The organism is Enterobacter sp. K510 (assembly GCF_055804875.1).
Genome location: NZ_JBNRLQ010000011.1, coordinates 1 through 18,503, shown reverse-complemented (window position 1 = coordinate 18,503; position 18,503 = coordinate 1). Strand labels below are relative to the sequence as shown.

General features: G+C 58.3%; 22 protein-coding genes. 7 read left to right on the top strand and 15 right to left on the bottom strand.

Annotated elements, in window-relative coordinates; genetic code table 11:
• Window positions 1-83: 83 nt before the first annotated feature.
• Together pgm and seqA are read right to left on the bottom strand one after the other, a co-directional pair.
• Window positions 84-1,724, bottom strand: coding sequence for a phosphoglucomutase (alpha-D-glucose-1,6-bisphosphate-dependent) (pgm, locus tag ACQUTD_RS18020; protein ID WP_473276916.1), 1,641 nt, complete (start codon window positions 1,722-1,724; stop codon window positions 84-86).
• 24 nt (window positions 1,725-1,748) lie between these two features.
• On the bottom strand, window positions 1,749-2,294 hold the full coding sequence (seqA, locus tag ACQUTD_RS18015; RefSeq protein WP_072567818.1) for a replication initiation negative regulator SeqA: 546 nt from the start codon (window positions 2,292-2,294) through the stop codon (window positions 1,749-1,751).
• A gap of 183 nt (window positions 2,295-2,477) precedes the next feature.
• On the opposite strand from seqA, the gene ybfF reads away from it, so the two are divergent.
• The 4 genes from ybfF (at window position 2,478) to fur (ending at window position 5,097) form a co-directional block, all read left to right on the top strand.
• Window positions 2,478-3,251, top strand: coding sequence for an esterase (gene ybfF, locus ACQUTD_RS18010; protein WP_473276915.1), 774 nt, complete (start codon window positions 2,478-2,480; stop codon window positions 3,249-3,251).
• A gap of 133 nt (window positions 3,252-3,384) precedes the next feature.
• A complete protein-coding gene (ybfE, locus tag ACQUTD_RS18005) occupies window positions 3,385-3,678 on the top strand; it encodes a LexA regulated protein (RefSeq protein WP_072567816.1) in 294 nt (97 codons plus the stop codon).
• Between the two features lie 150 nt (window positions 3,679-3,828).
• Window positions 3,829-4,359 carry a flavodoxin FldA gene (gene fldA, locus ACQUTD_RS18000; RefSeq protein ID WP_181683537.1) on the top strand — a complete coding sequence of 177 codons (531 nt, stop codon included), beginning with the start codon at window positions 3,829-3,831 and terminating at the stop codon, window positions 4,357-4,359.
• 288 nt (window positions 4,360-4,647) lie between these two features.
• Entirely contained in the window at window positions 4,648-5,097 is a 450-nt protein-coding gene (fur, locus tag ACQUTD_RS17995) for a ferric iron uptake transcriptional regulator (RefSeq protein WP_072567814.1), read from the top strand.
• Between the two features lie 95 nt (window positions 5,098-5,192).
• Here the strand turns inward: fur and acuI are convergent, their stop codons facing one another.
• The gene (acuI, locus tag ACQUTD_RS17990; protein ID WP_473276913.1) at window positions 5,193-6,173 is read right to left on the bottom strand and encodes an acrylyl-CoA reductase (NADPH); all 981 of its coding nucleotides are present in this window, start codon (window positions 6,171-6,173) and stop codon (window positions 5,193-5,195) included.
• A 274-nt stretch (window positions 6,174-6,447) separates the two neighbouring features.
• Between acuI and ACQUTD_RS17985 the strand changes: the two genes are divergently transcribed.
• Entirely contained in the window at window positions 6,448-7,320 is an 873-nt protein-coding gene (locus tag ACQUTD_RS17985) for a winged helix-turn-helix domain-containing protein (RefSeq protein WP_473276911.1), read from the top strand.
• The gene (locus tag ACQUTD_RS17980) at window positions 7,298-7,771 is read left to right on the top strand and encodes a hypothetical protein (RefSeq protein ID WP_473276909.1); all 474 of its coding nucleotides are present in this window, start codon (window positions 7,298-7,300) and stop codon (window positions 7,769-7,771) included. Before ACQUTD_RS17985 ends, ACQUTD_RS17980 begins: the two co-directional genes overlap by 23 nt.
• Here the strand turns inward: ACQUTD_RS17980 and ACQUTD_RS17975 are convergent.
• The 12 genes from ACQUTD_RS17975 to ACQUTD_RS17920 form a co-directional block, all read right to left on the bottom strand.
• Window positions 7,768-8,727, bottom strand: a complete 960-nt coding sequence (locus tag ACQUTD_RS17975) for a flagellar hook-associated protein (protein WP_473276907.1) — start codon at window positions 8,725-8,727, stop codon at window positions 7,768-7,770. The genes ACQUTD_RS17980 and ACQUTD_RS17975 overlap by 4 nt on opposite strands.
• Window positions 8,728-8,750: 23 nt before the next feature.
• Entirely contained in the window at window positions 8,751-9,674 is a 924-nt protein-coding gene (gene flgL, locus ACQUTD_RS17970) for a flagellar hook-associated protein FlgL (RefSeq protein WP_473276905.1), read from the bottom strand.
• A 20-nt stretch (window positions 9,675-9,694) separates the two neighbouring features.
• Window positions 9,695-11,068 carry a flagellar hook-associated protein FlgK gene (gene flgK, locus ACQUTD_RS17965; RefSeq protein WP_473276903.1) on the bottom strand — a complete coding sequence of 458 codons (1,374 nt, stop codon included), beginning with the start codon at window positions 11,066-11,068 and terminating at the stop codon, window positions 9,695-9,697.
• A gap of 83 nt (window positions 11,069-11,151) precedes the next feature.
• Window positions 11,152-11,460: a rod-binding protein gene (locus tag ACQUTD_RS17960; RefSeq protein WP_473276902.1), complete on the bottom strand. Its 309-nt coding sequence runs from the start codon at window positions 11,458-11,460 to the stop codon at window positions 11,152-11,154.
• Window positions 11,461-12,525, bottom strand: coding sequence for a flagellar basal body P-ring protein FlgI (locus tag ACQUTD_RS17955; protein WP_473277008.1), 1,065 nt, complete (start codon window positions 12,523-12,525; stop codon window positions 11,461-11,463). It abuts the gene before it with no gap.
• Between the two features lie 64 nt (window positions 12,526-12,589).
• Complete coding sequence (flgH, locus tag ACQUTD_RS17950) at window positions 12,590-13,255, bottom strand: flagellar basal body L-ring protein FlgH (protein WP_318376564.1); 666 nt, start codon at window positions 13,253-13,255, stop codon at window positions 12,590-12,592.
• Window positions 13,256-13,303: 48 nt separating this feature from the next.
• A complete protein-coding gene (flgG, locus tag ACQUTD_RS17945) occupies window positions 13,304-14,089 on the bottom strand; it encodes a flagellar basal-body rod protein FlgG (protein WP_473276900.1) in 786 nt (261 codons plus the stop codon).
• 24 nt (window positions 14,090-14,113) lie between these two features.
• A complete protein-coding gene (locus ACQUTD_RS17940; RefSeq protein ID WP_072567803.1) occupies window positions 14,114-14,851 on the bottom strand; it encodes a flagellar basal body rod protein FlgF in 738 nt (245 codons plus the stop codon).
• A 3-nt stretch (window positions 14,852-14,854) separates the two neighbouring features.
• A complete protein-coding gene (flgE, locus tag ACQUTD_RS17935; RefSeq protein ID WP_473276897.1) occupies window positions 14,855-16,048 on the bottom strand; it encodes a flagellar hook protein FlgE in 1,194 nt (397 codons plus the stop codon).
• Window positions 16,049-16,072: 24 nt separating this feature from the next.
• Complete coding sequence (locus ACQUTD_RS17930; RefSeq protein WP_473276896.1) at window positions 16,073-16,792, bottom strand: flagellar hook capping FlgD N-terminal domain-containing protein; 720 nt, start codon at window positions 16,790-16,792, stop codon at window positions 16,073-16,075.
• The gene (flgC, locus tag ACQUTD_RS17925) at window positions 16,789-17,220 is read right to left on the bottom strand and encodes a flagellar basal body rod protein FlgC (RefSeq protein WP_072567800.1); all 432 of its coding nucleotides are present in this window, start codon (window positions 17,218-17,220) and stop codon (window positions 16,789-16,791) included. The genes ACQUTD_RS17930 and flgC overlap by 4 nt, the downstream gene beginning before the upstream one ends.
• Window positions 17,221-17,222: 2 nt before the next feature.
• Entirely contained in the window at window positions 17,223-17,570 is a 348-nt protein-coding gene (locus ACQUTD_RS17920; RefSeq protein ID WP_072567799.1) for a flagellar basal body protein, read from the bottom strand.
• A gap of 93 nt (window positions 17,571-17,663) precedes the next feature.
• Here ACQUTD_RS17920 and flgA point away from each other — a divergent pair, with 93 nt between their 5' ends.
• Window positions 17,664-18,428, top strand: a complete 765-nt coding sequence (gene flgA, locus ACQUTD_RS17915) for a flagellar basal body P-ring formation chaperone FlgA (RefSeq protein WP_473276894.1) — start codon at window positions 17,664-17,666, stop codon at window positions 18,426-18,428.
• Window positions 18,429-18,503: the final 75 nt, after the last annotated feature.

The window sequence follows — 18,503 nt, the reverse complement described above, 5'->3', positions numbered from 1 at the left end:
AGGCGAAGCCGCCACCCGGCAACAAGATCACGCGTTTTTCAGCCATGTAGGCCGGGTAAGCGCAGCGCCACCCGGCAACAGGATCACGCGTTTTTCAGAACTTCGCTGACAATCTCTACCGCTTCTTTCTCGATCAGCTTACGGTGCTCTTCACCGAGGAAGCTTTCGCAGTAAATCTTGTACGCATCTTCCGTACCGGACGGACGCGCCGCAAACCAGCCGTTTTCGGTCATCACTTTCAGCCCGCCGATGGACGCGCCGTTACCCGGCGCCGCGGTCAGACGCGCAGTGATCGGATCGCCTGCCAGGGTGTCGGCGCTGACCATTTCCGGCGACAGCTTCGACAATGCCGCTTTTTGCGCTGAAGAGGCAGACGCCTGTAAACGGTTGTAGCTCGGCGCACCAAAGCGCGCGGCCAGCTCGTCATAATGCTGCTGCGGGTTTTTACCCGTTACCGCGGTGATTTCCGCCGCCAGCAGGCACATGATGATGCCGTCTTTATCCGTCGACCACGGCGTGCCGTCGAAGCGCAGGAAGGACGCGCCCGCGCTCTCTTCGCCGCCGAAGCCGAAGCTGCCGTCGTACAGACCATCCACGAACCACTTAAAGCCCACCGGCACTTCCACCAGCTTACGGCCCAGCGCGTCCACCACGCGGTCGATCATCGCCGAAGAGACCAGGGTTTTACCGACGGCAACATCCTGGCCCCACTGCGGGCGATGCTGGAACAGGTAGTTGATGGCGACAGCAAGATAATGGTTCGGGTTCATCAGGCCAGCAGGCGTGACGATACCGTGACGGTCATAGTCCGGGTCATTGGCAAACGCCAGATCGAACTTATCGCGCAGGGCCAGCAAGCCCGCCATCGCGCACTCAGAGGAGCAGTCCATACGGATCGCGCCGTCTTTATCAAGGTGCATAAAGCGGAAGGTCTGATCGACCTGATCGTTCACGATGGTCAGGTTCAGATTGTAGTGGCTGGCGATGCGTTTCCAGTATTCGATACCGGAGCCGCCCAGCGGATCGACGCCCAGCGTCAGGCCCGCTTTCTGGATCGCCGCCATATCCACGATCTCCGCCAGCCCTTCGATAAACGGCTGCACCAGATCCTGTTCTTTAATATGACCGGACGCCATCGCCGCATCCAGCGACAGGCGCTTCACGTCTTTCAGGCCATCGGCCAGCAGCTGGTTGGCGCGATCTTCCACCACTTTGGTGACGTTGGTATCGGCCGGGCCACCGTTAGGCGGATTGTATTTGATGCCGCCATCTTCCGGCGGGTTGTGCGACGGGGTGATGACGATGCCGTCGGCCTGAGCGCCACCCTTTTTGTTATGCTCCAGGATCGCATTGGATACGGCAGGCGTCGGCGTATAGCCGTTATTTTCCTGCACCACCACGTCCACGCCGTTGGCTGCCAGCACTTCCAGCACGGAGTTAAACGCAGGCTCTGACAGCGCGTGGGTATCTTTACCCACATAGCAGGGACCGGTAATGCCGTTTTTCGCGCGGTTTTCCGCAATCGCCTGGGCGATAGCCAGAATGTGCGGCTCGTTAAAGCTGTGACGGGCAGCGCTGCCACGGTGGCCTGATGTGCCGAATTTGACCGCATGTTCTGCATGACCCACTTCCGGTTTCAGCACATAGTACTGAGAGGTAAGTTGGGCGACGTTAATCAGATCGCTCTGCTGTGCAGGTTGTCCTGCACGGGGGTGGTTAGCCATTGCCTGGTCCTTCTTATGCAAGGATTAAATTGTGCCGCAAACCTTTTCGATCAATTCCGCCGGGAACTGCATCGACTGCATGATGTGTTCGATCATGCCGCATTTACGGCCCGTATTAGTGTTAGTGATCACCCAGTAAGGTGTGCCTGGCACTTCTTTGGGTTTGGTCTGGTTTCCGCTTTGCAGCAGCGTCTTCGCATCTGCTGCAAAGTAGACGCGCGTACGGCCATGTAATGACTCGGTGGCGTCGGCGAAACCTTTTGCATCCAGTGAATACAGTGTAGACAGCACCAGCATAAAACGATTAACCGCGCGCTTCTGATCGGCATATTCGTCAGAGAGCAGCAGTTCACGCATGGCGCGGACTTTATCTTTTACCGGGTTGGAGACGACATCAGGGGCAGGGCTGACAGCGGCAGCCGGCGCGGCTTTGGTCACAGGGGCCGCAGACTGCGCGGCGGCTGAAAACTTCAGCATGCGCCTTAAAATGTCGGATGCACTCTCGCCAATGTGTTTCGTGTGGCTGGCAATGTAGGTATAGAGTTCATCATCAACTTCGATCGTTTTCATCTTAATCCAGTGAGGTCACTTTTCTGAATACAAGTCATTGAGATTATAGGGGCAAATCTCAACAGCGGATAGCGGCCAGGCTTTTCTGACGCAAAAGTCAGATAAAGATGATCCCTTGCAGCCGGGCGGCAGAATGGTCAACATGATACCCTAACCTGAGAGAGCGAAAAAAAGAACTTTGCCATGAAATTGAATGCCCGCGCGCAAACTGCACAACAATCGCACAACAATTCTCCCATCGTCCTTGTTCACGGCCTGTTTGGCAGCCTGGATAACCTCGGGATCTTAGCCCGCGATCTGATTAGCGACCACGACGTGGTACAGGTGGATATGCGCAACCACGGTCTTTCCCCGCGTTCGCCGGAGATGACCTACCCGGCGATGGCGCAGGATCTGCTGGATACCCTTGACGAATCAGGGATCGAAAAAGCCACCTTTATTGGTCACTCCATGGGCGGTAAAGCGGTGATGGCGCTGACCGCGCTGGCCCCCGAACGCATCGACAGGCTGGTGGCGATTGATATTGCCCCGGTGGATTACCAGGTGCGCCGCCACGACGAGATTTTTACCGCTATCAATGCGGTGACACAGGCGCAGGTGAGTACCCGCCAGCAGGCCGCCGCCGTGATGCGCGAACATCTGGATGAAGAAGGCGTGATCCAGTTTCTGCTTAAATCCTGGGCCGACGGCGGGTGGCGCTTTAACGTGCCGGTACTCTGGGACCAGTATGAGAACATCATCGGCTGGACAACCGTCCCTGCCTTCGATAAACCAGCCCTGTTTATTCGCGGCGGCAATTCCTCTTACGTGACCGATGCGTACCGTAATGCGCTGCTGGCGCAATTCCCGCAGGCGCGGGCGCATGTGGTCGCCGGTGCCGGGCACTGGGTGCATGCGGAAAAACCCGATGCCGTACTGCGGGCGATCCGTCGCTATCTTGCTGATAATGCCAGTTGATTAAAAACCCGGCGACCGAGCGCCGCGACGCGCCCGGTCGTTGGCGTGCCCCTCTCCCTGATGTATGATGGCGCGCTAATTGCGCAGGGCCTCCACCAGGCAGCTTGTTTTTCCCCCGACGTCACTCAAAATCATGGCTAAAGAACAAACGGACCGCACGACACTCGATCTGTTCGCGAATGATCGTCGCCCAGGACGACCGAAAACGAATCCGCATTCGCGTGACGAACAGTTGCGCATTAATAAGCGGAATCAGCTGAAACGCGATAAGGTTCGTGGACTCAAACGCGTCGAGCTAAAACTGAACGCGGACGCCGTCGAAGCCTTAAATGAACTGGCCGAGGATCGTGACATCAGCCGTAGCGAGCTGATTGAGGAGCTTTTAATGGCCCAGCTCGCGCTGCTGCGCGGCCAGGGGATAGTCTGAAAATCCCGCTAAATATCACTTTCATGTAGCACAGAGTGCAGTCTGAGGCGTTTGCAGTTTCCGCGTCCTTCTCTGTTCTGCTATGATTGCCCTTATCCGTGGGCATTGCGCCACCACCATATCATTAAGTTTCAAGAGGTTATTTTACTCATGGCAATCACAGGCATTTTTTTCGGCAGCGACACGGGTAATACCGAAAATATCGCGAAAATGATCCAAAAGCAGCTTGGTAAAGATGTTGCGGACGTGCATGACATCGCCAAAAGCAGCAAAGAAGATCTCGAAGGTTACGATATTCTGCTGCTGGGCATCCCGACCTGGTACTATGGTGAAGCGCAGTGCGACTGGGACGATTTCTTCCCGACGCTGGAAGAGGTCGATTTTAACGGCAAATTAGTCGCCCTGTTCGGCTGTGGCGACCAGGAAGACTACGCGGAATATTTCTGCGATGCGCTGGGCACCATCCGCGACATCATTGAGCCGCGCGGCGCGACTATCGTCGGTCACTGGCCGACCGCGGGCTACCATTTCGAAGCCTCCAAAGGTCTGGCGGACGACGACCACTTCGTCGGTCTGGCCATTGATGAAGACCGCCAGCCGGAACTGACCGCTGAGCGCGTGGAAAAATGGGTGAAGCAGATTTCTGAAGAACTTCATTTAGATGAGATCATCAACGCCTGATTTTTGTGCGGCGTAACCTGTTGGCTGCGCCGCATTAATAGATATAACCAATCAAAATAATTGCTACAATTTTTTAACTTTCGCACGCATACCTGTACAATATCCCCTGATTGAACGTGATTGCTTACGGGTTTGTTAGTGACACCACGTTTTATACGCATACTTTGCTTGAGGACTTGCAGTTTTCATTTAGGCATGGCAGTTCTATAATGAGACGCATTAACTCAACGTCATTCTCATTAACTTCCATTTTGGAAGTGAATCGTTTAGCTACAGGACAGATTCCGCATGACTGACAATAACACCGCACTAAAGAAGGCTGGCCTGAAAGTCACGCTTCCTCGGTTAAAGATCCTTGAGGTACTCCAGGGACCTGACAACCACCATGTCAGTGCGGAAGATTTATACAAACGACTGATCGACATGGGCGAAGAGATTGGCCTGGCGACGGTCTACCGCGTGCTTAACCAGTTCGATGACGCCGGTATTGTGACCCGTCATAATTTCGAAGGCGGTAAATCTGTTTTTGAACTGACGCAGCAGCATCACCACGATCACCTGATCTGCCTCGACTGCGGCAAAGTGATTGAATTCAGCGATGATTCTATTGAATTACGTCAGCGTGAAATCGCCGCTCAGCACGGGATCCGCCTGACCAACCACAGCCTTTACCTCTACGGCCACTGCGCTGAAGGCGATTGCCGCGAAAACGACACCGCACACGATATTCGCAAATAACGTTGCTGCACATTGCCCGACGGCGCAAGCTTGCCGGGCCTGCGTTATATTGTAGGCCGGGTAAGCGTCAGCGCCACCCGGCAACCCCGCCAGAATTAAATCTCAATCACCGCACGGCCACGGATCTGCCCGTTCAGCAGTTTTTCCGCCACGTCAATGGCATCGCTCAGCGGATAAGTGGCACTCAGTTTTTCCAGCGCCGCAGGCGTTAAATACTGACAGGCTTTCTCCCAGATCGCCGGACGTTTTTCGCTGCTCACCATCACGCTGTCGATACCGCGCAGCGTAACGCCGCGCAGAATGAAAGGCGCCACTGTCGCCGGGAGATCCATACCCTGCGCCATGCCGCACGCCGCGACTATGCCGTCATAACGGACACTGGCGCAGACGTTGCTCAGCGTATGGCTGCCGACGGTATCGATCGCCGCCGCCCAGCGCTCTTTCTGTAACGGTTTACCCGGCGCGCTCAGCTCATCACGGTTGATAATGTCGCTGGCCCCCAGCTGTTCGCGCATCCATCCGGCTTCCTGCGGACGGCCGGTCGACGCCACCACCTGATAGCCCATGGCAGAAAGAATGATCACCGCGCAGCTGCCCACGCCGCCGCCCGCGCCGGTCACCAGCACCGGGCCGTCTTCAGGCTTCACGCCGTGATCCAGCACCGCCTGCACGCACAGCATGGCGGTAAAGCCCGCCGTACCGATAGCCATCACCTGTTTTGCATCCGCGCCGGACGGCATTTTCGTCAGCCATTCGCTTTTGACCCGCGCCTTGCCTGCCAGTCCGCCCCAGTGACGTTCGCCCACGCCCCAGCCGGTCAGCAGCACGCGGTCGCCCACGGCAAACGCCGCGCTGTCGCTGGCGGTTACGGTCCCGGCGAAATCAATACCCGGCACCATAGGGAACTGGCGCACAATCGGGCCGCGACCGGTAATAGCCAGCGCATCTTTATAGTTAATGGAGGAGTATTCCACCGCGACGGTGACGTCACCTTCCGGCAACGCCTGCTCGTCCAGCTCCACCAGGGATGCCGAATACTGTCCTTCCGCTTTATCAATCTGAATGGCTTTAAACATGATGACCTCATTACATTAATCAAACTTGCCAGTCGCGACGGCCTTTGCGGGCCGATCGTCTACAATTACCAGCGACGTTAATACCCCCAGGCGCTGACGGCAAGCTTTATCAATCCGTTAGCTTAGAAATTAATTAATTATTAATTTATGAGTTAAGACTATTCTTAGATTGATGGGGTGATAATCATCCGATACATTTACCCTCCCTGCGGCTAAGTGGAAGCTTACGTTGTGAAAAATAAATTAATACTCACCAATTTATTAACAAATCACTATGCAGATCATTGTTAATAACTGGAAAGTTGAGCCGTCGTTAAACGGTCTGGTACACCGGGAAACGGGGGAGATCCGCCGCCTTGGTGAATTCCATTTTATTATGCTCGAAACGCTGGTTAATCATGCCGGGGAGGTGGTGTCGCGTGATTTTCTGATGAGCGAAGTATGGAAAAACCGCGTCGTCGGAAATAACAGCCTGCTGACCGCTGTCTATGCTCTGCGGGTAGCGCTGGGGGACGACGGCCGGGTACAGGAGATCATCAAAACCATCCCGAAAAAAGGCTATCTGCTGAATAAAGACTTTGTCGTCCTGCTGCCGGATGAGCCGCTCTCTGCGTCCCAGCCCCTGACTCAGCCCGATCCTGAACCGGTTGCCGACGTGACGGATGCCCCGCCCGCCAGCGCGCCTGCGCCGCGCAATAAACACCGCCTGATTGTCCTGGCGGCGCTGTTGCTGCTGCTTGGCTGCGGGCTTATCTGGCTGATTTACCCCGGGGGTCAGAATTCTGCGCCGCTTGCCACTTCCCGTCTGTCGATTAAAGAAGAGCTGTCGCCGCAAAATGACAAAATTAAATTATTTCGACTGCACCGCACGGGGGTGAATACATCAGGCGCGGTATTGTCGTCGCATATTGCGGAGTCGCTGGAAGGCATCAATATGCTGCTTACGGCGCATAAGGCAACGCTGACGATTTATTATTACGGGGCGGTACAAAAAATGTCGGTGATCCTGCTGGTGCAAAATCAGTGCGGTAAAGAATATCAGTTGTTAATGGAAATTCGCAGCTGGCAACAGGATGTTAAAAAACTGGGTCAATTAATTCACAAGGAAACGGAGCGCACGCTTAATGAAATGCCTGCCTGTTCGTAATGTTATCGCGGGTCTGCTGCTCGCCGGTATCGCCGGTAGCCTTCAGGCCGCGCCCGTTATTGCCCGCACCCAGGTCGGGATTTACGATCTGGCAACGGCTGAACACGCGGTTTATAACCTGACCACCGCCCCCGCGGAGCGGGGAGCGCGCCTGGTCCTGACCCGGCCAGGGGATGAGGCTTTTGCCCTGCAGATGCAGCTGATCGCCTGTACCGCCCCCGGCGGCGAGCAGAGCGGCGAATCGTTTTTACGTCTGCAGAATGCTCATGTCACCGGCACGGACGCCACGCTGTTCCCGGTGCTGGGCTTTATCAATGATAACGATCTGCAAAGTGTGAGCGTGCCGCTGGGCGACGCTCGCCAGCTGCTGTTTAATCAGGACAGCGCCACCATGTTGATCACCGAAAAAGGCCTGCTGCAACCTGACGGGCAGCCCTGCCCGAAACGTTAATCCAGCAGGCTGCGCACCGTCAGCTTCGACAGATTCGCCTGGCCATTAATCGCCTGCGCCAGCACCTCATAATTATGGCTGGCCGCATCCAGGGTTCCCGCCAGCCGCGCGGAGGCCTCCACCGCACTCTGCGACTGCGCAAAACGCGACATATCGTCAATACGCTGGCGGACTTTCTCCTGCTGGAGCGCCAGCTGCTGACGCTGTGCGCTTACCTGACTGAGCGTCTCCTGCACCACGCGCTGCGCCTGCTGTCCGCTGGCGAGCGCGGCGGCAAGGGTTTCCGTCTGCGCCGGATGCGCCGCCACCGCAATGGCGATTTTCTGCCCCGCCCCTTCCCGCTGCACGGCGAAGCTGTTTTGCAGCTGCGCCCAGTGCTGCTCACTGGCAGTAAAGCCCTCCTGTCCTTTCAGGGGCTGCACGCCGACGCGGCGTAATGCGGTGCTGATTTTCGTCGCCCGCTGCCCGGCATCGCCGTCGCCGTTAATATTTAGCCCGGACAGCAGGGTTTTCCGCCCGTGCTGTACGCTGAACAGCAGTTTCTGCGGGCCATCCGCCGCCAGCGCCTGGCTCAGCTGCGGCGCATGAAAGCGCACCTGCGCCTGCCCCTGTAGCACCGGTTGCAGTTCCCGGTCCACCGCGCCGCCGGTCAGCGCCAGACGACCGTCGAGCAGCGACTGCACGGTCGCGGGATCCCGCTGCCCGCCGTGGCGATAATCCACCAGCGCGCGCTCCAGTTGCCCCAGCCAGTGATCCGCCTGCTGTAACGTGGTGAGCTGATCGTTAAGCTGTACGCTGTAGCGCTGCGGACGGGTGGCGATGAGCGGCGACGCCGGGTAGTCGCCAGACGGCGCTTTATCGCTGACGGGCGCGGTGCGCACGACGTCCGGCTGACGAACGGCAGACGTCAGTCCGCCGGTACGGGTATGCGTTGAAGTTTGTAAACCAACCTGCATGATGATCCTGGGCGTGGAATTCGTTAAATAACGCTAAAAAGGTTCAGCTCACTCACTTTCGAGTAAGTCTTCATGGTAGCTTCCATGGCCATTTCCAGTCCGGTAAAGGTGATGCTGGCCGGGCCGTAATCCAGATCGCCAAGCTGACCAATCAAATCGGCATTGGCATCGGAAATGCCGGTCTGGGCGTCGCTCAGCATACTCATGGTGTTCTGCCGCTCGCCGAGGCTGGCGATGGCGGTGTTCAGCGAGTCAGCGCTTTCATCAATCACGTTGATGGCGTGGGATATATCATCCTGCATCGCCACGGGATCGACCGTGGGATCCTGCATCTCCTTCGCGAGGTCATCAAGGGTGTTGAAAAGCGCCAGCCCCTGACCAAAAATCTCCCCCACCGAGACGTTAGTGTCCATCACCACGCCGTTCGAGACGGTGGCGGTGCGGTGATTCATATTGCCGTGATAGACGTATTCATCCCCTTCCCCGTCGCCATCGGTATCGTCATACGTGATAGGCGGGGTGTCGTTCACCGTGCCGCCAAAAATATAGTGACCGTCTTCATCCTGATAGTTGAGCGCCGCCACCATGGATTCGGTCAGCGACTGGATCTCCTGGCCGTAACCCGCCAGGGATTCGGCGGTATTGGTGCCGTTGGCCGCTTCCAGCAAATCATCGCGGATCGCCAGCAGGCTGTTGTTGACGCCGTCCAGCACGCTCTCCTGCTGGCTCATACTGGCTGAGACGCTGTTGATATTGCTCTGATACTGTTCGATGGCCGCCTGCTGGCGATCGAGCTGGGTGATACGCGCGGCGGCGATGGGATCGTCTGACGGCAATATAATGCGTTGCCCGGTGGCCATCTGCGTCACCACATGCTCCAGCTGCGCCGACAGGTTAGTGAAGCGGGTGGTCATGGTGCTGTAGGATTGTTGAGTGCTTACGCGCATAGTCTGTCGTTTCCGGTTGCTCAGAACATCTCAAGTACGGAATCAAAAATCTCCGTACCGGTAGAAATCACTTTCAGGTTGGCCTGATAAATCTGGGTATAGGTGATGAGGTTGACGGCCTCCTCATCCATGCTGACGCCGCTGACGCTCATCTGCTGGTTTTGCGCTTCGTTGTAAACATTGCTGGCAGACTGTGCCTCCGTCTGGTTCTGACGGCTGTAGATACCGATATTGCTGATCAGCGTCGAGCAGGCGTTGCCGACGGTAACGTTGCCGAGACCCTCGATCTCCATCGGTTCAGTGGAGATGTTTATCAGCGCCTGTAAGTTATCGCTGTTGCCGGATTCGTCCGGCGAGCCGGAGAACGCCAGCTCGTCTTCGCTGATGTCCGGGTTAACCAGCAGCGGGCCGTCCGGATTGGTGGGATCGTAAATAAACAGCGGCGCGCCGGGATTGCCATTCAGATCGTAACCCGCCGCCAGCTGGCTGTTGACCGCATTCGTAAACTGTTCGGCGATGCTGTTGATGGTGGCGGTCAGCGGATCCAGCACGTCGCTCTGGTAGGTAAAGAGCGCCCCCAGCGCGCCGCCGGTCTCCTCCGTCATGGTGTAGGTGGTGCCGGCGAAGGTCAGCTCCATGCAGGGCGTGCCGTCTGCATTGCTGCTCATCGCAATGGTCGAGCAGTCCTGGCCGCTGACCAGCGGCTGGCCGTTCGGCAGAGAGATGTTGTAATTACCGCGATCGTCAATTTGCACCTGCACGTCCACCAGGCCGCTCAGCTGCTGCACCATCTGGTCGCGGGCGTCATAGAGCGCGGAGGCGTTGTCGCCATTAGCTTCTGCTTCGGCGATCTGCTGGTTGTAACCCGCAATGCCGGAGGTCAGGCTGTTGATCTGCGCGATGGTCGCCTGCTCCTGACTGAGCAGTTCATCGCTCTGGGACTGAATGTAGTCGCAGGTGTTGTTAAAGCGCAGCGCCAGCGCATCGGCTTCGCTGATCACCTGCTGGCGCAGGGCGGAGTCGTCCGGGTTGGCGGACGCCTCATTAAGCGCGGCAAAAAAGTTATCGAATCCGGCGCTCAGGCTGCTGTTCGGATCGCTTAACACGGTTTCCAGCTGCGTCAGGTACTGCTGCTGGGTGCTGTAAAAGCCGTTATCGCTGGCGGCATACCAGACCTGATTCACCAGATACTGATTCGACACACGGCAGATGCTGTCCACCTGCACGCCGTTGCCCGCGCTGTTTACCGCGCCGCCGCTTGCGCCAATGGTGCTGGTCATCGCCACCTGCCGGGTATAGCCCGGCGTCATGGCGTTGGCGGTGTTCTGCGCCGTGACGTTCAGCTGCACCTGGGCGGCGGATGCCCCGCTGTAACCAATATTTATCATGTCCATCTGGTACTCCTCGTCGGGTCAGGCCCGGCTAAAAATTTCGCGTTTGCTACCTAAAGCGACCGGACCGCGCCTGTTCTTAAACCTTAATCGTGATGCTGTGCCGACAGCTGCTTGACCAGCATCTCCGCGATGCCGATCCCCTGGTGTTTAGCCAGTTCGTCGCACAGGGCGTCGTCGTAAAAACCCTGCATAGTGCGCACCGCATCGCTGTTAAAGGGGTTATCTTTCGAGTCGAACAGTTCGTTGACCTTGCGCATCTCTTTCATCAGGCTGCGCATAAAAATCGCTTCAAACTGGGCTGACGCTTCTTTTATGTCATGGTCACGCACCGCCGCCGCATCGCGGCTGACCGGGGCGCGCAGGGCGTGGGTAATGGCGTTTAGGTTTTCCATTTAAATCACCTCCAGATCGGCATCCAGCGCGCCCGCTTCATGCAGCGCCTGCAAAATCGACATCACATCGTCCGGCGACGCGCCAAGACCGTTCAGCACACTGACGAGGGTTTTCAGGCTGGTGGACTCCGGCAGCGTCACCATTTGCGCACGCGCATGATCGACGTTGACGTTGCTGTCCGGCGACGCCACGGTGCGGCCACGGGACATGGCGTTCGGCTGGCTGACGCGGGTGGTTTCCGAAATCGACACCGTCAGATTGCCATGAGACACCGCCGCCGCATGCAGCGCCACGCCGTCACCCATCACCACCGTGCCGGTACGGGCGTTAAACACCACTTTCGCCCGTACCCGCTCCGCCTGTACCTGCACATCCTCGAGCTGCGACATAAAGGCCACGCGCCCGCCCGCGTCCATAGGGGCAATGACTTCCACGTTGGTGGAGCTTTTCGCCGTCGCCAGACCGCCGCCAAAAGCGCGGTTGATGGCCGCCGCGATGTTATTGGCATCCTTAAAGCTCGGACGCTTGAGGTTAAGCATCACCGCATTGCTCATGCCGAAGTCGCTGGGGATCTCCCGCTCCACCGACGCGCCGTTAGGGATGCGCCCGCTGGTGGGCGTGTTGACCGTGACGCTGGATCCGCTGGCGCCGCTGGCGTTCATGCCGCCGACCACCACGTTACCCTGCGCCAGCGCGTAAACTTCGCCATCCGCGCCGTGCAACTGCGTCAGCAGCAGCGTGCCGCCGCGCAGGCTTTTTGCATCGCCAATGGACGACACCGTCACATCAATATTCTGTCCGCGGGCGTACATCGGCGGCAGCGTGGCGCTCACCGCCACGGCGGCGACGTTTTTCACCTTCGGATCGATTTTCGATGGCAGCTGCACGCCGAACTGACGCAGCATGTTGGTGATGGTCTGGTTGGTGAACTTCACCTGATTTTTATCGCCGGTGCCGTCAAGACCGACCACCAGGCTGTAGCCGATGAGCTGGTTGCCGCGCACGCCCTGAATATCCACCAGCGACTCCAGCGACTGAGCATGGACGGTAAACAGCGTCAGCATCAGGGTGATGAACAGCAGCCAGCGCCCCTGTGGACATGTAAAACACTTCATAAACAACTCCGGATTACAGCGGGAACAGAGGGTGGTTGAACAGCCGCGTCAGCCAGCCTGCGGCATTGGCATCGCTGAGCGCCCCGCGCCCGGCGTAAGAAATGCGTGCATTGCCGATCCGCTGCGAGGAAACGGTATTGTCGTTCTGCACATCGTCGGCACGCACCAGCCCGCTCAGGCGGATGTACTCATCCCCCTGATTGAGGGTTAGCCACTTCTCGCCGCGGATCTCCATCACGCCATTTGGCAAAACCTGATGAACCGACACGGTAATGGAGCCGTGCAGACTGTTTTGCTGCTGTGAGCTGGCCCCGCCATCAAAGCTGCGGTCAGCGTCAGCGGCGCTTTCCAGGTTGTCTTTGGTTTTGCCAAAAATCGTGGGGGCGGCGATATCCAGACTGCTGCTCTTGTCGAAATTGGTTTTCGCCTGTTTGCTGGACTGGGTGGACTCATCGAGGATCACCGTCAGAATATCCCCCACCCGGTAAGCGCGGCGATCCGCGGTGAGCGACCAGTTATAGCCCGCCTGAAAGACCCCGCCCGCGCGCCCTTCCGGCGTCGGCGCTACCGCCGCGTCGGGCGGCGCAAAGGCGGCGTCGTCTTTGCTGACCAGCATCGCCTGCGATTCGCAGCCGCTTAACAGCGGCAATGCCATGATTAACCACAAATATTTTTTCACTTTCGTTCCTGTTACTTCAGACGGGCCGCGTGCAGGCGGCCCTTAGCCCTACATGTTCTGATTGATGTACTGCAACATCTCGTCGGCGGCGGAGACCATTTTGGCGTTCATCTCATAGGCCCGCTGGACGGTGATCATCGCCACCATTTCGTTAACGATGTCGACGTTAGAGCCTTCCAGCGCCCCGGCCTTCAGGGTGCCCAGCGCGTCCTCGCCCGGCGTGCCTTCCGTAGGCTGGCCGCTGGCGGCAGTTTCCAGATAGAGGTTGTCCCCTTCCGCCATCAGCCCCGCCGGGTTGGTAAAGTTCACCAGCGTGATCTGCCCCAGTTCGGTCGGCTCGGCTTCGCCCGGCATCATCGCCATCACCGTGCCATCTTCGGCGATGGTGATGTCAGTGGCGTTGGCGGGCACGTCGATTTCCGGCTGGATCGGCAGGCCCTGGGCGTTGGTCAGCACGCCGTCGGCGTTAACCTGCAAATTACCGTCACGGCTGTAAGCGCTGTCGCCGTTGGCCTTCTGCACCTGGAAAAAGCCCTGCCCCATAATGGCGACGTCCAGCGGATTTTCGGTGGTCTGGATATTGCCTTCGGTGAAGGTTTTCTGCGTGCCGACCACGCGCACGCCGCTGCCGTACTGAATGCCGGTGGGCGCAATGTTGTTCTGATCGAGCATTGCCCCCGGCGCACGCTGATTCTGATAAAACAGATCCTGAAACATCACCCGGTCACGCTTGAAGCCGTTGGTGTTGACGTTGGCGATGTTGTTGGCGATAGCGCTCATTTCGGCGTCTTCCGCCGCCAGACCGGTTTTACTGATCCATAAAGCTGCGTTCATTTTTTATCCTGATCACGCGGCCCCTCAGGAGCCACGAAGTAAACGGTTACCGGATTCGCTCAGTTCTTCCGCCGCCTTCATCATTTTGATCTGCGCTTCGAACTGGCGGTTTAAGGAAATGGAGGCCAGCATTTCCGCGACGGCGGAGACGTTGCTGCCCTCCAGAAAGCCGCCGCTGACCCTGACGTTTTCATCGGGCTGCGCGGGCTGGCCGTCGCGGGTGATCATCATGCCGCGCTCATTTTTGCTGAGGTTGTTTTGCGCAATGGTCACCAGCTTCAGGCGGTCGATATCCATGGTGGCGGTAACATCGCCGTCGTCCGGAGTGATGGACAGGGTGCCGTCGCTGCCAAAGGAGGCGATGGCGTTCGGCGGCAGCACAATGGGGCCGCCATCGCCGAGCACCGGATGTCCGTCGATGGTCAGCTCGCCCTGGTCGTTCTGCTGGATATTGCCGTTGCGGGTGTAGACCTCCTGGCCGTCGTCATCCAGCACGGCGATGTAACCATCGCCCTGAATGGCCACGTCCAGCGGCCGACCGGTTTCCTGAGCATCGGCAGTGGCGCTGTTCACCCCGCCGGGCGTCTGTTGGCTCATCACGCGAGTGGCGAAACCGTTGCCGTTCACCGGCAGGCTTTGCGACAGCGCCAGATCGGCGCGAAAACCTGTGGTACTGGCGTTCGCCAGGTTATTGGCGCTGATCGCCTGCCCCTGCAACGCATGGGTCGCTCCGCTCATGGCGGTAAAAAGTAAACGGTCCATGTCTTACATCGCCTGGAACAGCGCCTGATCCAGCTGGGTGCTGGTGGAGATCACTTTGGTGTTGGCCTGATAATTACGCTGCGCCGACATCAGCGCCACCAGCTCGCCGGTAATATCGACGTTCGAACCTTCCAGCATGCCGGTGCTCAGCGTGCCGCAGGCCCCGGATCCGGGCACGCCCAGCAGCGGGGTGCCGGATTCGCCGGTCTGTACCCATGAGGTACCGCTCACCGCTTCAAGGCCGTTTTCGTTCGGGAAGGTCGCCAGCACCACCTGCCCCTGCAACATGCGCTCGCCGTTGCTGTAGGTGGCATAAACTTTGCCGTCGCTGTCCACCTGCACGCCGTTCTGCTCCGCCGAGGCGTAACCGTTGGCGCTGTTGGTACTGACAGCGAATTCCGAACCGAACTGGGTACAGGTGCCGTAATCCATGGTCAGGGTCAGCGGATCCGCACCCGGCACGTCAAAGCTCAGTGCCACCGGCGTGGTCGGGCTGGTGAGCTTACCGGCGCTGTCGAAGGCCAGTTCGGTGGTGGTGCTTTGCGTTTCGCCATCAAAGCTGTAATGCACCTGCCAGGTGTTATCCGCCGTTTTGGTGAAGTACTGGCTGACGGTGTGCTCGTTGCCCAGCGAGTCGTAAACCGTGGTGGTGTAGGTGTCGTTGTAAGACGCGGCATTGGTGGCATCAAAGGGCACCGCAGCGGTGTCGATGGCCTCGTCGCTGGCGTCGAAGTTCGCGCCGAAGCTCACGCTGTCAGTAGCTTTCGCCGGGATATTGCCGGTCTGGATTTGCAGATCGGTTACCGTACCTGTTTGCAGCGTGCCGCTGTCATCCACCGGACAACCCTGCAAATAGTCGCCGGAGGTGTTGACGATATAGCCGTCTTTATCGGTGGTAAATGAGCCGGAGCGGGTGTAACAGACGTTGCCCGCGCTGTCGCAGGTGACGAAAAAGCCGTCGTTATTAATCGCCAGATCCAGCGCATTGCCGGTGGACACCATCGAACCGCCGCGGGAGATGCTCTGCGCCGTACCGCTGACGCTGACGCCCATCGCCTGGCTGCCGGCATACATCGCCGAGAACTCGGTGGTCATGGATTTGTAGCCCACCGTCCCGGCGTTGGCGATATTGTTACTGATGCCGTCCAGCTGTTCGTTAACCGCGTTCAGCCCGGTTGCTGCAATTTCATAACTCATAAAATAATCCTGTGTTCCTAAGGGTTAAACCAAAACGTCGTCGGCAGGCGCGACATCATCCGGCACGCCGAACTGGCTGATCATGGTGAAAGGCACCTCGCCGATGCCGCTGACGTTGAGCACCGGCGTGCTGCCGTCGAGCGGAATGCGCACATCGTTGACCACGCCCGCCACCTCAATCGGCACTTCCTCTTCGCCGGTGTTGGTCACCACCGAGACTTCGTAATCACCGGGAGGAATGCCGTAATCCGCCGGATCGATATCGAAACTCACCTGGCCCGGCGACTGCGTGCCGAGTGGCACCACGTAGTCGTTACCGGCTTCGTCGGTGAAATGGAGATCGACGGTGGTACAGGCATCATCAATGGTTACGCGACCGTGAATGGCGCTGTCGTCAACGCTCAGCGTGGAGGTCTGCACCATGATCGGATCGCCCACCAGATTGCCGAGGGCCATCACCTGGATGTTGCTCATCAGCACCGCGTTAGTATTCATCTGCACCGACATCTCCTCCGCCATCGCCACCTGCGCCATCGACGACAGCTGGGTGATGTATTCCGTCGGGTCGGTCGGATTGGTCGGATCCTGGTTCTGGATCTCCGCCACCAGCAGGGTCAGAAAGGTGTCCGCCATCGAGCTGCTGGTGGAGGTGGTGGTCTGGTCACCAGGGTTACTGCTCACCGTTGCAGCACTTTCCTGCGTCGTTGCGCCCGGTTGGGTGCTGCTTACCGCCGTGGCGCTCATGCGTTTTCTCCCAGACGCAGCAGGCTTTGCTGCATACTTTTCACGTTATTGAGCACATCGACGTTGGTTTCAAAATCCCGCGACGCGGACATCATGTCGGCCATCTGTTCGACGACGTTCACGTCCGGATACCAGACGTAGCCGTTCTCATCCGCCATCGGATGATGCGGCTCGTAGCGACGCACGGCGGTGCCGGTTTCCACCACATCCTCCAGCCGCACGCTGGCGCCGGTCATCTCATGATGCCCCGCCGCCGCCAGGCTGCTGTGGTACTCCGCCGCAAACACCGGGCTGCGGGCTTTGTAGGTGGCGGCCTCGCTGGCGGCAGGCGAATCGGCGTTAGCGATGTTGCTGGCGACGGTGTTCAGACGCACCGTCTGGGCGCTCATCGCCGAACCCGAAATCTGATAAATGTCAGCAAAAGACATGGTTACTTCCCTTCAATAGCGGCGCGCAGGCCGCTGATTTGCAGATTTAAAAAAGTCAGGCTGCTCTGATAATCCATACTGTTTTGCGAAAACCGCGCCTGCTCCGCGTCCAGATCGACGGTATTACCGTCCTGACTCGGTTGCAGGGGCACGCGGTACATCGCCACCGCCTTTGCCGCAGGCTGGTGAAAATTTGCCCGTTGCATCTCGGCGGCAAAATCAATATCTTTAGCCTTGAAATTTGGCGTATCCACGTTTGCCAGGTTGGCGGTGATTAGCTCGGTCCTCTCAAGACGTAACGCCACTGCCTGCGGATGTACACCAAATGCTTGCTGAAAACTGATGCCCATTCTTCTGCAACTCTCCTTCACTAAATTCTGACTGGCTGGCCCTTAAAGCAATTGGCGTGCCAATTTTTTAATTTATTGAAAGGTAAAGTTTTTATGAAGAATACCCCGTCGCCGCGGAAAGCCTTTTTCCGCCTTCCTTTTCCGCTGGCGGAAGCCCTGACGGCGGCCCTGCTGCTGCTGACATTCCCCGCCTGCGCGGTGATAACCGACAGCGCGCGACAGCAAATTAACCAGGGCGCGATCCGGCTTGCTGAGCAGACGGTAAAGAACCTGGCCGCGCAAAAGCAGTGGCCCGATTACCATTCCCGCTTCAACGTCTTTATGCCCGCCGCCGTCGCCAGCGCGGCCCCCTGCCCGCAACCGCCGATCTTTACCGCCAGCGCGAAAACGCTGCCGCGCCTCGGCTACAGCGTGCTCTGTCCTGGCGCTGCGGGCTGGCGCTTTACCCTGACCGTGAAAGCCGATATTTACCTGCCGGTAGTGATGCCCGCGCGTGAGATCGCGCGTGGCGAAAGCCTGACCGCTGACGCGCTGACGCTGAAAAAATTCAATATCAGCAACCAACGTGGTGAGCTGGTGATGAAGGTGGAAGATGTGCTCGGCCTGACGGCCCGCCATGCGCTGCGGGTGAATACGCCGGTGAAGGCGAATGATGTGGATCGGCCGCTGTGGGTGAAGCGGGATCAGGCGGTGACGCTGGTGTCGCGCAACGGGGAGATCACCGCGCAGACCAGCGGGGTGGCGCTGAAAAGCGGGCATCAGGGGGAGGTGATTAAGGTACAGAATGCGAGCAGCCAGCGGGTGGTGAGTGCGACGGTGGAGGCGCCAGGGGTGGTGGTGGCAGCGGTGGCGCAGTGAGTTCGGTTTGGTGGAATGTTTGGTTCAGTGGTAAATTCCGTTCACTTTGCGTTTCGCGTCAGGCGTGACGGCTTA

Coding starts and splice junctions, on each gene's coding strand:
- ybfF (WP_473276915.1), top strand. CDS start 2,478: ATGAAATTGAATGCCCGCGCGCAAACTGCACAACAATCGCACAACAAT.
- fur (WP_072567814.1), top strand. CDS start 4,648: ATGACTGACAATAACACCGCACTAAAGAAGGCTGGCCTGAAAGTCACG.
- ACQUTD_RS17940 (WP_072567803.1), bottom strand. CDS start 14,851: ATGGACCGTTTACTTTTTACCGCCATGAGCGGAGCGACCCATGCGTTG.
- ACQUTD_RS17975 (WP_473276907.1), bottom strand. CDS start 8,727: ATGCAGGTTGGTTTACAAACTTCAACGCATACCCGTACCGGCGGACTG.
- seqA (WP_072567818.1), bottom strand. CDS start 2,294: ATGAAAACGATCGAAGTTGATGATGAACTCTATACCTACATTGCCAGC.
- flgK (WP_473276903.1), bottom strand. CDS start 11,068: ATGGACATGATAAATATTGGTTACAGCGGGGCATCCGCCGCCCAGGTG.
- flgA (WP_473276894.1), top strand. CDS start 17,664: ATGAAGAATACCCCGTCGCCGCGGAAAGCCTTTTTCCGCCTTCCTTTT.
- flgC (WP_072567800.1), bottom strand. CDS start 17,220: ATGTCTTTTGCTGACATTTATCAGATTTCGGGTTCGGCGATGAGCGCC.
- flgL (WP_473276905.1), bottom strand. CDS start 9,674: ATGCGCGTAAGCACTCAACAATCCTACAGCACCATGACCACCCGCTTC.
- ACQUTD_RS17960 (WP_473276902.1), bottom strand. CDS start 11,460: ATGGAAAACCTAAACGCCATTACCCACGCCCTGCGCGCCCCGGTCAGC.
- pgm (WP_473276916.1), bottom strand. CDS start 1,724: ATGGCTAACCACCCCCGTGCAGGACAACCTGCACAGCAGAGCGATCTG.
- ACQUTD_RS17920 (WP_072567799.1), bottom strand. CDS start 17,570: ATGGGCATCAGTTTTCAGCAAGCATTTGGTGTACATCCGCAGGCAGTG.
- ACQUTD_RS17930 (WP_473276896.1), bottom strand. CDS start 16,792: ATGAGCGCCACGGCGGTAAGCAGCACCCAACCGGGCGCAACGACGCAG.
- ACQUTD_RS17980 (WP_473276909.1), top strand. CDS start 7,298: ATGAAATGCCTGCCTGTTCGTAATGTTATCGCGGGTCTGCTGCTCGCC.
- flgE (WP_473276897.1), bottom strand. CDS start 16,048: ATGAGTTATGAAATTGCAGCAACCGGGCTGAACGCGGTTAACGAACAG.
- ACQUTD_RS17955 (WP_473277008.1), bottom strand. CDS start 12,525: ATGCTGACGCTGTTTACCGTCCATGCTCAGTCGCTGGAGTCGCTGGTG.
- acuI (WP_473276913.1), bottom strand. CDS start 6,173: ATGTTTAAAGCCATTCAGATTGATAAAGCGGAAGGACAGTATTCGGCA.
- ybfE (WP_072567816.1), top strand. CDS start 3,385: ATGGCTAAAGAACAAACGGACCGCACGACACTCGATCTGTTCGCGAAT.
- ACQUTD_RS17985 (WP_473276911.1), top strand. CDS start 6,448: ATGCAGATCATTGTTAATAACTGGAAAGTTGAGCCGTCGTTAAACGGT.
- flgG (WP_473276900.1), bottom strand. CDS start 14,089: ATGAACGCAGCTTTATGGATCAGTAAAACCGGTCTGGCGGCGGAAGAC.
- fldA (WP_181683537.1), top strand. CDS start 3,829: ATGGCAATCACAGGCATTTTTTTCGGCAGCGACACGGGTAATACCGAA.